Source organism: Salinispora sp. CH2A1_6 (assembly GCF_056820975.1).
Genome location: NZ_JBXEDG010000008.1, coordinates 34,651 through 48,448, shown reverse-complemented (window position 1 = coordinate 48,448; position 13,798 = coordinate 34,651). Strand labels below are relative to the sequence as shown.

The 13,798-nt window shown below is 68.0% G+C and carries 10 protein-coding genes and 1 pseudogene; 2 read left to right on the top strand and 9 right to left on the bottom strand.

The features are described 5' to 3' along the window. Positions 1 to 118: 118 nt before the first annotated feature. The 5 genes from AC1UKG_RS12875 to AC1UKG_RS12855 all read right to left on the bottom strand — a co-directional run bounded on the left by AC1UKG_RS12875 (position 119) and on the right by AC1UKG_RS12855 (position 5,558). Positions 119 to 748, bottom strand: coding sequence for a TetR family transcriptional regulator (locus tag AC1UKG_RS12875; protein WP_475890969.1), 630 nt, complete (start codon positions 746 to 748; stop codon positions 119 to 121). Further along, positions 643 to 1,992 carry a methyltransferase gene (locus AC1UKG_RS12870; protein ID WP_482641770.1) on the bottom strand — a complete coding sequence of 450 codons (1,350 nt, stop codon included), beginning with the start codon at positions 1,990 to 1,992 and terminating at the stop codon, positions 643 to 645. The genes AC1UKG_RS12875 and AC1UKG_RS12870 overlap by 106 nt, the downstream gene beginning before the upstream one ends. Then, entirely contained in the window at positions 1,989 to 2,888 is a 900-nt protein-coding gene (locus tag AC1UKG_RS12865) for a hypothetical protein (protein WP_482641769.1), read from the bottom strand. The genes AC1UKG_RS12870 and AC1UKG_RS12865 overlap by 4 nt, the downstream gene beginning before the upstream one ends. Positions 2,889 to 3,183: 295 nt before the next feature. Next, positions 3,184 to 4,155, bottom strand: coding sequence for a saccharopine dehydrogenase NADP-binding domain-containing protein (locus AC1UKG_RS12860; RefSeq protein WP_018813553.1), 972 nt, complete (start codon positions 4,153 to 4,155; stop codon positions 3,184 to 3,186). Next, the gene (locus AC1UKG_RS12855; protein WP_482641917.1) at positions 4,152 to 5,558 is read right to left on the bottom strand and encodes an MFS transporter; all 1,407 of its coding nucleotides are present in this window, start codon (positions 5,556 to 5,558) and stop codon (positions 4,152 to 4,154) included. The genes AC1UKG_RS12860 and AC1UKG_RS12855 overlap by 4 nt, the downstream gene beginning before the upstream one ends. Positions 5,559 to 5,655: 97 nt before the next feature. On the opposite strand from AC1UKG_RS12855, the gene AC1UKG_RS12850 reads away from it, so the two are divergent. After that, entirely contained in the window at positions 5,656 to 6,327 is a 672-nt protein-coding gene (locus AC1UKG_RS12850; RefSeq protein ID WP_026271185.1) for a TetR/AcrR family transcriptional regulator, read from the top strand. 32 nt (positions 6,328 to 6,359) lie between these two features. On the opposite strand, the pseudogene AC1UKG_RS12845 reads toward AC1UKG_RS12850, so the two are convergent. The 3 genes and pseudogenes from AC1UKG_RS12845 to AC1UKG_RS12835 form a co-directional block, all read right to left on the bottom strand. Next, positions 6,360 to 6,458 (bottom strand): annotated as a pseudogene (locus AC1UKG_RS12845) (XRE family transcriptional regulator); the annotation flags it as partial. Positions 6,459 to 6,485: 27 nt separating this feature from the next. Then, on the bottom strand, positions 6,486 to 7,268 hold the full coding sequence (locus tag AC1UKG_RS12840; protein ID WP_475890964.1) for a hypothetical protein: 783 nt from the start codon (positions 7,266 to 7,268) through the stop codon (positions 6,486 to 6,488). Positions 7,269 to 7,653: 385 nt separating this feature from the next. Next, a complete protein-coding gene (locus AC1UKG_RS12835; protein WP_018813557.1) occupies positions 7,654 to 9,093 on the bottom strand; it encodes an MFS transporter in 1,440 nt (479 codons plus the stop codon). Between the two features lie 647 nt (positions 9,094 to 9,740). Here AC1UKG_RS12835 and AC1UKG_RS12830 point away from each other — a divergent pair. Further along, positions 9,741 to 11,423 (top strand): alpha-keto acid decarboxylase family protein, encoded by a 1,683-nt coding sequence (locus AC1UKG_RS12830; RefSeq protein ID WP_482641768.1) that lies wholly within the window; start codon positions 9,741 to 9,743, stop codon positions 11,421 to 11,423. A gap of 438 nt (positions 11,424 to 11,861) precedes the next feature. Here AC1UKG_RS12830 and AC1UKG_RS12825 read toward each other — a convergent pair whose 3' ends face one another. After that, positions 11,862 to 13,637, bottom strand: coding sequence for a trypsin-like serine protease (locus tag AC1UKG_RS12825; protein WP_018813560.1), 1,776 nt, complete (start codon positions 13,635 to 13,637; stop codon positions 11,862 to 11,864). Positions 13,638 to 13,798: the final 161 nt, after the last annotated feature.

Genomic DNA, 13,798 nt, shown 5'->3' with positions numbered 1-13,798 from the left:
GCTACTGTGAACTCGGCGGGGGCTGGCAACGGAGAAGGTTCGATTCCCGCCTCCCGACCCTGGAACACGGCGACGCTGCCACCGTTGACCGCTCTCGACCACTCGGCCGGCATTGTGGCTAGCGTCGGGTCGCTTTGCTGATCTTGTTGTGGAGGGCGCGCCGGGCGATCGGGCCGAGGTCGTCGACGATCTCGATAAGCACGGCGAGTTGGTCCAGTGCCTCGATGGCGCGCTCGGCGGAGGGCCGGTCGACGCCGTCGTACAGCTCCAGGCCGATGAAGGCGGCCGACACCGCGCGGGCGAGCCCGGGCACGTCGGCGACCTCGGCGAACGGTGACCCGGCCAGTAGCCGGCGCAGGACCAGCTCGATCTCGTCCACCCACAGCTGCAGGGACTCGGCGGTGGGGGCGGCGAGGCGTTCGTCGGCCTGTGCGCCGGCGAGCATCTGGGCCAGCACTGACACGTTGCCCAGCTCGCGTTCCTCCTCGTGCAGGACGCGCCCGACGTCGAGCAGTTCGCGCAGCGACCCGACCTGGCGCAGCCGGGCCGACCAGTGGGCGACCCGCTCGGCCGTGCCGGTCCGGCACGCGGCTGCCAGCAGCTCGTCGAGCGTCCCGAAGTGGTAGAAGACCAGCGCCTGGTTCACGCCGGCGGCGGTGGCGATGGTGCGGGCCGAGACGCCGGCGATGCCATGCTGGCGGATCGCGGCGAGGGCGCCGTGGAGCAGGCGTCGCTTGGTGTCGGACATCGCTCTCCTCCCGCCGGGTGTGGCGGTGCGATCATCGCATCCGTCACCAGCTGCGCCAGCCAGGTCATGCCGGGCAGCCGCAGGGTCCAGCCCACCCCGGCCCAGCCGAGGTTGAGGTGCTCGAGAGCGCGGGCGACGGCGGCCACCCCCCGTTCCGCGTGGCCGTCGCCGCCCGTGTACGCGGCCCGCAGCTGCCCCTGCTTGGCCGGCGCGATCATCAGGTTCACCGGGTCCCGCCGGGCCAGGAACCGCCAGATCGCCACGCAGGACCCGCACCCGGTGTCGAGCCGCAACACCGCGGGCGCACCCGAGGCGTACGGCCGCCAGCGCGGACACCAGTGGCGTACCGCCCGTCGCCACTCCCGCCAGGCGTCCCCGTGCCGGCGGGCCAGGTCGTGTTCCTCGTGCGGCCGGGCCACGGCCGCGCTGAAGGCCACGGCGAGGGCGGTCGCGGCCAGCAGCGCCAGGCTGCGGGTGACGGCCGCGGTCAGCAGGAGCAGCGCAGTTGCGCCGACCTGCATCGGGTTCGCCAGGTACGCGTAGGGCCCGGTGCTGACGAGCCGGGCCGGCGGGTCCCACGGGTACGGGGTGCCGCCGCCCCGTCCGGCGAACTCGCGTACCGCGATGAGCGCCGGGGTGGCCACCAGCAGCGCGACCTGGGCCAGGACCAGGAGGGCGGCCCCGGACAGCCCGGTGAGCGGGGACCACGAGCCGTCACCCAGCGCGAAGGCGACACCGGGCACCAACCACAGCAGCAGCGTGGCGAAGACGACGACCTGGAGGAGCACCCGGGCCCGCAGGTGCCGGCCGTCGGCGCTCCACCGGCCGAGCAGCTGCGCGGGGAGGGCCACGGCGAGCAGCCCCACCACCTCGCCCACCAGCCAGTGCGGCCCGAGCAGGACGAGCGGGTGCAGCGCCGGCATCGCCACCACGTCGAGCCAGAGCAGCAGGCCCAGCGCGAGGGGCAGGGGCAGGAACCGGCGTAGCAACACCGGCAGCGCGCCCCAGAGCGCCGCCCACCCCAGCCACAGGTCGACCGGCATCCCCCGGTAGGCCCCGTGCACCGGCGCGAATGCGTACCAGCCCGTCCGGCGGGCCGACTCGTTCAGCGCGGCGACGCCCAGGGCAGCGGCAACGGCGGCGAGCAGGGCGGCGGCCCGTGCCCGCCGGTCGCGCTCCAGCCAGGCCGCGGCCAGCACCGCCAGCAGGGGCACCCCCAGGGTGAGCCAGCGGACGGTGGTCACGGCAGGACGAGCATGTCGAGTAGGTGCCCCACGCCCTCGTGGAGCAGGCCGTCCTGGAGGGGCCCGAAGTACCAGGAGGGATCGAGACCGCGCTCGTACGCCACCCGGACGCGCACCTCGGTGCGTTCCCGGTCCACCGCCTGCCAGGTCACCTCCGCGCGCCGGAAGGTGACCCACCGACCGGTGATGGCGGTGTCCTCGACGAACCGGAAGCCGACCCGGCCCGGCTCGCTGCCAGTGACCTCGGTGAGCAGATGCCCGCCCGGCCCGTGCGAGCCGTCGTGGTAGGCGAACATCCAACGGTCCCCGGTGGCGAGGCCCTCGCCGGTGACCCCGGTCGGCACGGGCACGCCGAGCAGGCGCAGCGGCGCCGACCGGACCGGCACCGGGCGAGGTCCGGTCGCCAGCCGCTCGCCGACCGTGTGGGCCGGGAGGGTAACCACCCGCACCACCTCGACCGACTGCTCCGGGGTGATCCGTGGGGCGAGTCCGGTGCCCTCGAGCCCGGGTACGAGCAGTAGGGGTACGGCGAGCAGCGAGTACGCCCGGGTGGTGGCGCGGCGGGCCAGCCTGATCAGGGCGGTGGTGCCGTGGGCCATGGCGTACACCAGCGGCGCGGACAGGATGACGCAGATGGCGCCTTCGTGCAGCGCCACCGAGGCCAGCAGCAGCGCGATCGTGGTGGCGGCGAAGACCCGGCCGTGGGTGGTGCGGCCCGGGGTCAGGGCGAGTGCGGCGGCCAGCAGCACCGGCAGTCCGACGAAGAGCAGGGCGCTGTCGGCGCGCCCCTGGGCCACGGTGACGGCGTAGACGACGAGCCCGAAGGCTGCGATGAGGCCGGCGAGTGTCCAGTTGGCCCAGGTGCGCCTGGGCTTCGGCTCCGGCTCACTGGTCATGCTTCCTCCCAGGTTTAAGCGACCGCTCAAACGGAGGGTAGGCTGATTTGAGCATCTGCTCAAGGGGTGGCCCGGTCGAACCCGGGCCGGACCGGCGTCTTTCACCTGGCCGAACGGACGCACGTCCACGGTTCGGCGCTGCGCCAACAGTTCGCGCAGCAGGCGCGGCATGAAGACGACTGGCCCCGACGCCCGGCAGGACGGACCCGTGACCGGCCCGGCGCCCCCTTGGCGCCGGGCCGGTCACGTCGCCCGCCCTCACTGCCAGCCGGGCCGTGCTGCCGGGCGGTCAGCTTCAGAGGTTGAGGGTGAATCCGCTGGCGGCGAGTTCGGTGAGAAAGGCTCTCGGCTCCACGAGGTGCTCGATGTGCCGTACTCCTGAGGGCATAGCGGGCAGGTCTCGGATGAGTAGCGCCGCAGCGAGACCGGTGGCGCGGCTCTGCCGGCGACCGCTGAAGCCTGCCCGACTGGTGCCAGAGTCGACGGTGACGGCAAATCCGTCACCGCCAAGCTTGATCTTGGACAGCGCGTCCAGCATGGTGCGGCGGATCCAGGGGCGATGTAACAGGCGGGCGATGCCGGGTCGCCCGGCGGCTGCCAGCAGCGCGGTGGTCAGCCGGGAGTCCAGGCACAGGCCGGTACTCGCGGCGACACCCAACGTGGTGGACAGCGTGTATTGGTCTGAGAACGGGAACCGATACACGGTTCGCTCGCCGTGCGGAGCCGGAAATCGCACTGCCCACGAGCCGTGTAGGCGGCCCAAGCCATCGAGAGTCCAGGCGAGCGCCGCTGGCCCGTGCCGTTCCCCGGAACCGAGCAGCACGCCGATTCGCACCTGCCGTGTTGGTGACTGTTCGACGCAGTGTCGGGCAAGCAGGTTGCTGACCCCGGGGACCAGTCCGACGCTGAGGGCCGCTGTGGCCTGCCGCTGGGAGGCGAGCTCGTCCAGTTGTTCGATCTCGACGTGCAGTCGGTGGGAAGCCGAGATGTCCACGTAGTGGATCCCCCGCTCCAGGCAGGCGCGGGCGATCCGGGCGTTGTCGAGTTCGGCGCACATGAGCACGGCGTCAACCCCGTTGAGCGCGGTGGCCAGGTGGCCGGGATCGGCGGCGTCCAAGCGCACCACGGTGGACCCCGGCACGCGCGGCGCACGGTGTGGGTTACGGCCGGCCACTACCACGTCCGTTGTGGGCAGGTGACTGACCAGTGCGGTCACGGCGTGCATGCCGACGGCGCCGTATCCGCCGAGGACGAGGATCCGGTTCATCGGGCGACCGCCTCCTGTGGTGGTGTATCGCCGCTCGCCGGCTTCTTCGGTTCTCGGGTGCCCATCGACAGCGCGCAGAGGATGCCCAGGACGGCGATGCCCGCTGCGCCGGCAAACCCGATGCGCAGACCGTCGGCGAGCGCGGCGGCCCCGTCACCGCTGCCGCGGTTGTCGGTCCATGCCGCCGAGGCCATGAGCAAGGCGGTGAGGCCCAGGGCGGCGCCGAGGCGTTGGGCGGTGTTGACCAGGCCAGAGGCGGCTCCTTGCTGATCTTCTGGTGCACTGCGTACGGCGGGGGCGGTGGAACCGACGAACACGGCAGGCAGGCCGACTGCGAAGATCAGGCTGGCCGGCAACACGGCGGTCAGGTAGCCGGCGCCGGGGTGCAGCAGGGTCGCATATCCGGCCAGGCCGAGCGCGAGCAGGAACATCCCGGCCGCGAGAACCACGTGTGACCCGAAGCGGCCCATCGCCCAGGGCAGCGCGGTACGCGCGGTGACCATGTTGACCGCGGCGACGGGGAGTACGGCGAATCCGGCGGCGAGGGCGGAGTATCCCATGGCCTGCTGGAGCATGAGTGACAGCAGCACGAACGCGGGCACGTGGGCGGCGCCCACGAGAGCGTTGGCGGCGACGCCGGTCCGTACCTGGCGTATCCGCAGCAGTTGCGGCGGCAGGATCGGGGCCGGATGGCGCCGTTGGTTGACCGCGAACACCGTACCGAGCCCGAGGGTGGCGACGGCGGCCGTGTAGGTGAGCGGCTTCCACCCGGTGGTGGGCAGCTCGGTGGCGAGCAGGACCACGGCGAGCAGGCACCCGGTGGCGGTGAGTCCACCTACCAGGTCCAGTCGCGTCCGAGCGCCGCTGGCGCGTCCGACCCAGGGCGGGTCGGCGGGCAGCAGGCGGGGGCTCAGGACAAGGGCGACCACACCGATCGGGACGTTGATAAGAAAGATCCAGGGCCAACCAAGTGTCTGGGTCAGGACGCCGCCCAACGCCACACCCGAGCCCGCGCCGGCGGCGGCCATGGCGCTCCATACCGCGAACGCCCGACGGTAGGCCGCGGGCTCGGTGAAGATCGCGGCGATCAATGCGAGCTCGGCGGGGACCACGATCGCCGCACCAACGCCCTGTATCGCTCGACCCAGCAGCAGCGTGCCCGCGTCGGGCGCGAGGCCCGCCAGTAGCGACGCGCCGGTGAACAGCGCGATTCCGGCCTGGAACATGCGCCGTCGGCCGAACACGTCCGCGGCCCTACCGGCGACCAGCTGTAAGCCGCCGAAGGTGAGTTGGTAGGCGTTGACCACCCAGGTCACCCCGGACTCGGTCAACGTCAGCGCGGCACCCATCGCCGGCAGTGCGACGTTGACGATCGACACCTCGAGAAACACCACGAGCTCCACGGAGGTGAGCAGCAGCAGCGCGGCGAGCCCACCTCGGCCCCAAGTTTTTGTAGTCACGCTACAAGAATGTTTTTGTAGTGGAGCTATAGTCAATGGGGTGAGCGATACACCACACCGCAACCGCCAGCAACCAACCGTGAAGACACCACACGAGGACGGCCGGACCGCGCGATCCCGGTCCACCCGGACACGTATCACCACGGCGGCCACCGAGCTGTTCACCACTGCCGGCTACAGCAACACCAGCATCGCGGCCATCGCCGCCAGGGCCGGCGTGAGCGAGCAGAGCGTCTACTACAGCTTCGGGACCAAGCGGGCCATCCTCACCGCGGCCCTCGACCTGGCCATCGCCGGTGACGACGAACCGGTTCCCACGCTTGAGCGGCCCTGGGTGCGGGACGCACTCGCCGACCCGGACCCACACGGGCAGATCCGCCGGCAGGTCGCCGGCGCCGCGGACGTCTATCGGCGCGCCGCGCCACTGTTGGACGTCGTGCGCAGCGCTGCCACCATCGACGCCGAACTAGCCGAGGTGTGGGCGACCAATCTTCAGCAGCGGCTCACCGTGCAACGCGTCTTCGCCGAAGCGTTGGCCCGCAAGACGCCGCTGACCGCCGACATGACCGTCGACGCGGCCGCCGACACCGCCCTGGCCATTCTCAGCCCCGAGACTTACCACCTGCTCGTGCACCACCAGGGCTGGGTGCACACGCGATGGCGGGACTGGGCCACGACTGCTCTGCAACGCCTACTCACGAACGTGCCGTAGCGCAGAGGCGACCCCGGCTGGATCACGTCGGGCGCCAGCGAGTGCCGGGCGGAGCGGCTGCATGAGCCGATGATGGCGTGATCGTGACTGGCGTTGGCGGCGGCCAGCCCTCGGCTGGCGGCGGTCCACGCGCGGCGATGTGAACGGTGGCTCCGTCGTCACGGCAGCACCGCGCCTCGGTAGATGCGGTCGAAGAGGTTGAACAGGGGTGGGTCATAAGCCTGCAACTTCGTCCGCGTGTTGATGTCGTTGTGCACGCCGTCGCCGCCGGGTGGTCCGGGGTAGTTCACTCCGAAGTAGCTCTGGATGCCCTCGGCGAAGTACTCCTTGATATCCGTTCCCGCGTACGTGTTGGTCCACAGACCGTTGGCGCGGGCGTTGCTCCAGGCACTGGACAACTCGGGGGACATCGCCGGGTCGATGTTCTGCAGGGCCATCAGATGCAGGGTGTGTCCGAACTCGTGCACGAACAGATTCGCCCGCCCCTGGTTGTCCAGCACGTTGCTCTCGGTGCAGGTCGACAGCGGGAAGGAGGGGGTGGCGCCGAATCCGGCCCAGTACCGGTCGTCCAGGCTCGTGCCGAACTGCTGGTACACGTCGGGAATCGCGCTCATGCGCTCACCTCGGGCGACGACCACGAGGCGGACGTTCTGCCGGTTCAACTCGTGCACGGGCCAGTTCGGGTAGGTCCACAGCAAGGTCCCGAGCTGGTTCCGCATCCGCACCAGGGTCTCGTCCTGCAGGTGGTGCGGACCGAAGACCGGTAGCCCCCACGCATCGACGTACTTGCCGTACCACCGGGTGTCCAGACCGTACGTGGTCACCAGTGACGGCGGGATCGGCCCGACCGATTCGGCCAGCGCCGGCGACGCCCCGACAATCGTGGACAGTAGTCCTGTCGCGCCGGCGGCCAGCAGGGACCGGCGTGTGATGACACCCACAACATTGACTCCCATCACTTTGACTGCCATCGTCACGCGATGTCTGACGTCGTGTCAAATCCCCTGGAAGGATGGAGGATCCGTGCTGAGTTTGAGCCTCCAGAGACCGTGCCGTTGATCGCTTGTAGCGCCACTGAGGCCGGAGCGGCGAGACGTCAATGTCGCCAGTACTCGGGAGCTGCTCGGGTGCCGGTTGTCCGAGAGATCATTGGATTCGGATCTGGCGCACCCCGATGTGTGGAGCTGAGTGAAGCCACCGGTCGCCACCCCGCACCAGACGTCAGACCCTGACGTGGGCTGGAGTGACACGTGAATGGCCCCGGACCGCCATCGCGCCGAGCCGGGCCCCGCATCGGGCGGGTCACCCGCCGGGGCAGAGAGTGGATCAGGATGCCCGATCACGTCCGTAGCGGCGGCTGCCGAGGATCTCGACCAGGCTGGTGAGCAGGGCGGCGGCGACAATGCCGATCGCCACGGCGAGCGCGTACCGGAGCGCGGTTGACCAGCGTCCGTCGTTGGCCCCGAGCGTCGCGAACAGGGTCGCGGTTATCATCGCCAGCCCGATCGCGGATCCGACCTGCCGCATGGTGCGGTACATGCCAGCGGCGCTGCCGGCATCAGCCCGGGGCACCTCCTGGAGGGCCAGCGTGTTGTTCGGTGTGATCGCGAGGCCGCCACCGACCCCGACGAGTAGTAGCGTGAACCCGTTGACGATCGAGAAGGTCGTCCCGTGCAGGCCGGCGAAGGCTATCGTCATGGCGAGACTCGCCACGACGACGACGAGTCCGATAGCCAACAACGGACGGCCATAGCGGTCAACCTTCCGTCCACCGAGCACGGCCCCGAGGACCGAACCTATCGCGAATGGTGCGATCGTGAGACCGGTGTTTAGTGGGCTGCGGTCGAGGCCGTACTGCAGGTAGAAGCTGAAGATTGCCGGTAGCGGGGCAAACCCGGCGCCGAGAAGGAATCCGACTAGTAGCCCCCGGCGGTACGTCCGATGGGTGAACAGACGGAAGTCAAAGACCGGTGGGTGGCGTCGCGCCGTGGCGTCTTCCCAGAATCGGAAGGCGACGAGGACACCGATTCCGGCCGGCACCAGAAGCCACGGCAGCAGCCCCGTCCATTGTCCCTGTTGCAGTGCGGGCAGGATCACCAAAATGGTTCCGAATGCCAGCAGTAGCGTACCGATCAGATCGTGTTGGTGATCGGTCTGGTGACGGGTCGGTCTTTTCGGGAAGTATCTCCAGATGAGCACCGCCGCCGCGAAGCCGATTGGGGCGTTGACGAGAAAGACCAGCCGCCAGCCGTCGTTCGTCCCGCCCACAGCGATGACTATGCCGCCGATTAGTGGGCCGAGGGCGGCGCCCGCGTGGGAGGTGGCACCGACTGCTCCGAAAGGGCGGCCTCGTTCCCCGGGGCGAAACAGCTCCTCCACCAACGCGTTGACCTGGGGTGTGAGGATACCGGCGGCTGCGCCCTGCAGGAGCCGGGCGACTACCAGCATGGTGCCGGAGTTGGCGATTCCGGCCATCGTGTTGGCTCCGACGAATAAGGCGAGGCCGAGGAGCAGGGTAAACCGTCGTCCTTTGGCGTCACCGAGCCGACCTGCGGGGATGAGGACGAGTGCGAACATCAGGGAGTAGCCGGAGAAGACCCATTGGAGAATGTTGTTGTCGGTGCCCAGCGCGCGGTCGATTGAGGGCAGCATCACGGTGATGGCACCGAGGTCGATCCAGCTGATGAGCGAGACGGTCAGCGCAATGTTGAGGAACCGCCACGGCCGAGCATACGCGGCCGCTACGGGAACGCTCGACCGCGACATCCTCACCGCCTGATCCTGAAACCGCACCTACCGGGACACGATTCGGGGCTGTCTGCCTGGCCCGCGACCTGCCGGCTAGGCGGCGGGCCTGAACCCTGCCGCCCCTCCGGCTGTCCCCACGGTCATCGCGTCATGAGGCGGGCGCTCTCGGTCCCCTGCCCGCTTCATGGAGCAGTCAGCGCAGCAGTAAAGGGGTCGGTGGCCATCATGACGTTTAGGGGAATTATCAACCCTGGGCGGCGGACCGGCGACCGAATCGGCGATTGAGTCGATCTGGGACCCAGGAACTGGGCCGTCCGGGCATGCACCGCGGTGGCCTTGATCTCCGAGCCGTACGGCACCCGCTCGGACGGCCACGGCCGGGACTGCAGGTCCAGTGACCGCGCGCAGGCGGCGCACGCGAGCCCAACGAGGCGGTGTTCGGTGAGCTGCGGCCGGCGGTGCGGCAGCTCGACAGCGGCCGGCGCTGTCGCCCATACCCGCGGCCACCGGACAGGTCACCACCACAGGCCGGCCGACGACCGGTCGCTGCTCCACCACCTGGTCCGGCGTCGCCGAGTTAGAGAAGCCTACCGCGAGCGCGAAACATCGAGGCTAGGGTGAGGCTGTTCCGCGGCACGTGTCCGAAGAATGCTTCCATTGGAGGAATGGTGGGGGAGAACGGGGAGTCGGTAACAGTCGGCGACCTGTTGCTTGGTCGCCTCCATGATCTGGGTGTGCGGCATCTCTTCGGAGTGCCTGGCGAATTCACAATGGGATTCACCGGACAGGTTCTGGCCTTCGACGGCATCGACTGGGTTGGTAGTTCCAGCGAACTGAACGCCTGCTTCAGTGCTGATGGTTATGCCCGGGTTGCTGGCCTGGGAGTGATTGTTTCACAGTTCGGTGCGGGTGAATTATCGAGCATGAACGCAATGGCTGCCGCGATGGTTGAGTCGGTACCGATCGTATCGATCGTGATTGCCCCATCGACGGATGTTCTGCGGGAGCGTGCCCTGATCCGTCATTCACTTGTGGATAGCTTTCCGGATCATTGGGTTCAGGTGGCCCGACAGGTGACCGTCGCCCAAACCTCGTTGACCCCGGAGTGTGCACTGAGGGAGATCGACCGAGTTCTGGCCGAGTGTTGGTCGCAGCAACGTCCCGTCTACATACGGATTCCTGCGGATGTGGCTCGGACGCCCGTCCCGCAGCCGTCGCGACGTCTCACCCGCCCGGATCCGATCTCGAACTCCGCGCAACTGGACGCGTTTGCCGTCGCTGCACAACGGCGACTCACAGATGCGGAGCGGCCAGCGCTACTGGTGGGAAATATTCCGATCCGCCTGGGTCTCGGGCCTGCTGTCGCCGCGTTTGCCGCCGAGCACAATTGGCCCGTCGCCACGCAGGCGCCCGGTCGGGGATTATTTGACGAGTCGGATTCTCGTTTCGTCGGACTCTATAGTGGCAGTGGGAGTCGTGATTCAATCCGGGAGGTGGTTGAAGGTGCCGACGTCCTGGTCTGCCTGGGTGTCACCTTCTTTGCCTGGAACGGTCTTTTCGCCGTGGACCGAGATCCTGATCGGATCATAAGCTTGGAGCGGGATTCTGCAGAGGTTGCCGGCACCCGGTTCGGCCCGATCTCTATGGTTGCGGCGCTGGGTCAACTGCACGAGATAGCACCCACTCGGGCGGGTGGTTGGCCAAGTAGCGCGGCTCCATCGATTAAGCCGTCCGAACTGGCTCGGGCGGGCGCCAGGCCAATCTGTCATGAACGGCTGTGGCCGGTCCTCCAAGGGGTTCTCCGTCCGGGGGATATCTTGGCCGGGGAGGTTGGGACATCATTCTTTGGTGTGGCAACGATGCGATTGCCGGCCGGGGTCACCGTTTTGATGGCGCCGAACTGGGGGGCGGTCGGTTATGTTATTCCTGCGTCTTTCGGCGCTGGAGTCGCGATGCCCGAACGGCGAGTGGTGTCGATTACCGGTGACGGGGGCCTGCAGATGTCCTCGCACGAAATTAGCCGGATGCTGACCTTCGGTCAAAACCCGATCATTTTCGTGATCAATAACCGTGGCTACACCTCCGAGCGGGCAATTGGAAAAGAGGTTGGGAGAGGCTACGGGGAGGAGATACCCGATTGGCGCTACCGTGATCTACCGGCGGTGTTTGCTGCGGAGGGAACCTTCGCGGTGCATATCGCCCGAAACGAGGCCGAGCTGGCCGAGATCTTAACTGGTATCGAAGAGCGCCCGAACCGGTTGACCCTGATCGAGGTGATAGTCGATCCAACGGATGTGCCTGAAGGAATGCAGCAGTGGAGTCAAAAGGCTGCCGCCCCGCAAATTTAGCGGAGGGAGTGCGTCGTGACCGTATGGCTTGGCCCCTGGTGATGGGACGATCGCAGCGTTGTTGGACAGCCGCGAGCAGGGATCGGCCACTTCCGAGCAGGTTGCGCCGGCGATGCGTCACGTGGAGAGCTTTGTCGTCCGGCGTCTGCTGATCGACCGGGCAACCGCGTACATCAACCGGATCCTGCGGCGCGTCGGACCGATAGGCGCGCGGACCTGCCGGTTGATGAGGGCGCTGCCGGCGTACCTGTCGATTGGCTGGGAAGTGCCACCCTGTTCCGGTGGGCACCGGGCTGGCCAATGATCCGGCTCCGAACGCGCACCGGGTGGCTCAGGACGAAGTCGCGGTGTGTCGGCAGAGCACAGTAGGGGGCCCTGGGTAGGTGATCTACCCAGGGCCCCCTATACCGCTATGCAGTAGTGAAACCGTTACCAGAATCAGAACACCATGTTAAATGCATTCCAGCCGGTGTCCACATTCGTGCCTGAGCCGTCGAGCCACGCGCCCTTGCCATCAGTTGTGTAGAGGCGCAGCGTGCCGTTTGAGTTGACGCCCATCAGGTCGATCAGGTTGTCACCGTTCCAGTCGCCGGGGGACATGAAGACGGGGAAACCTTGCCAGCCGGTGCCGATCAGGGTGCCACGCGGGTTGCTCCAGCCGCCAGCGCCGTCGCTGTTGTACAGCGTCAGGTCGCCGTTGTCCCGACGGCCGATCAGCGACTGCTTGCCATCGCCGAGCCATGAACCGGGAGTGAGTACGGTGTCAAAATCGTTCCAACCGGTGCCGATCAGGGTGCCACGCGGGTTGCTCCAGCCACCCGCGCCGTCGCTCGTGTAGAGCACCAGGTCACCATTGGGCTTGCGGCCCATCAGGTTCGGGTATCCGTTGCCCGTCCAGTTGTTGGTGACCATGATATCCGTGAACATGTTCCAGCTCGTGCCGATCAGCGTGGCACTGCCGACGTAATTTCCCTGCCCGTCGGTCCGCCACTGGTACAGGTTGCCAGCGGAATCGCGGGCCATGAGGGAAGGCGTATCGTCGCCGTTCCAGTTCATCGTCCTGAATATTTTGTTGTAGCCGGTGAAGCCACTGCCGATGACCGAGTACGACACGATGCCGCCGTAGCCGTCACTGCCGACCCCGGAGCCACTGACCAAGATTAGGTCACCGGTAGCCGTACGGGCGATCAGGTCGCTGTGACCGTCGCCGCCCCAGTCCATGTTGACCAAAGTCTCGCGGGGTAGGTCCTGTGCAACCGGAATCGAGTCCGCGTAGTAGCTCAGCCGCTCGTAGACGCCGTAGATGCCGTTGCATGGGTCGCTACCCCACGAGGTGATGCCGACCTGCTGGCCGTCAACGAACAGTGGGCCGCCCGAGTCGCCATCGCAGGTGTCGACGCCGGTGTCCCCGGCGCAGACCATTCGGTTGGCGTCGTAGCTGTCCGCCCACCTGGCCGTGCACTCCGCGTCGCTCCTCATCGGCACGGTGACCTTACGCAGGATGCCGAGCGTGGGATCGTCCGGAAATTCCGGGACGGCTAGCGCCGTGCCGTAGCCCACGACCAGCCCCGGGGTGCCAGCGGCGTATGGCGTCTGGTCGCCCTGAGCCGACAGCGTCACCGGTGTGTATACCGCCGGCAGCGGCGACTTCAGGAACAGCACCGAGACATCGTCTACCGGCACCTGGTTTGGGTCATCGTACTGTGCAGCCAGGTTGTAGCCCTGGTGCGTGTACGTGGTTGCGACACGTGCGACGTAGCCGCCGCTGTCATCGCTGACGTTGCTGCGGCCAGCGATCACGGAGATCGTGCCCTGCGGCAGGTCCGTGGCGCAGTGTGCCGCGGTCAGTACCTTGGTCGGGCTGATCACCGTGCCGGTGCATGACAGTCCGTAGCGTAGGGGCTCGCCGGAACCGTCGGACCAGGTGAACTCGGACAGAATGAAGACCACGCCCGGGTACTCGGACGCTGGCACTTCTTCGCCACCAACCACGCGGGTCTGCGCCGAACCAGCCCGGCCGGTGAAGGGCTTGCCGTACGCGCCCTCCCGCGGTGTGGGCTTGGTCATGGGCATGGCGCCCGCCGGCAGCTCGCCCTTGTCGAGGGTCTTGAAGTCGCGGGGGGTGTCCAGCATGGTGCCCTCAGCGGCGACCGCCGGATTGGTGGGAACCAGCAGTGTGGCGACGCCGACTGCCAGGCCCGTGCCGATGCTCACGATCCGGCGCGCCGTCGCGGCACGGAACCGCCACGGGTGTTGGGGGGTGGGTTGTGATGACAAGCTGTCCTCTCCCTTGCTCCATGGACTACACGGACTCGGCCGAGCCACGTGAGCCAGGAAGGTTGAAAGGATGTGTCGGTCCCAGCGGCGCCGGTGTC

Excerpts from the sequence above, each read along its gene's own strand:
- AC1UKG_RS12865 (WP_482641769.1), bottom strand. The coding sequence starts at position 2,888 with ATGACCAGTGAGCCGGAGCCGAAGCCCAGGCGCACCTGGGCCAACTGG.
- AC1UKG_RS12835 (WP_018813557.1), bottom strand. The coding sequence starts at position 9,093 with ATGTCGCGGTCGAGCGTTCCCGTAGCGGCCGCGTATGCTCGGCCGTGG.
- AC1UKG_RS12830 (WP_482641768.1), top strand. The coding sequence starts at position 9,741 with ATGGTGGGGGAGAACGGGGAGTCGGTAACAGTCGGCGACCTGTTGCTT.
- AC1UKG_RS12860 (WP_018813553.1), bottom strand. The coding sequence starts at position 4,155 with ATGAACCGGATCCTCGTCCTCGGCGGATACGGCGCCGTCGGCATGCAC.
- AC1UKG_RS12875 (WP_475890969.1), bottom strand. The coding sequence starts at position 748 with ATGTCCGACACCAAGCGACGCCTGCTCCACGGCGCCCTCGCCGCGATC.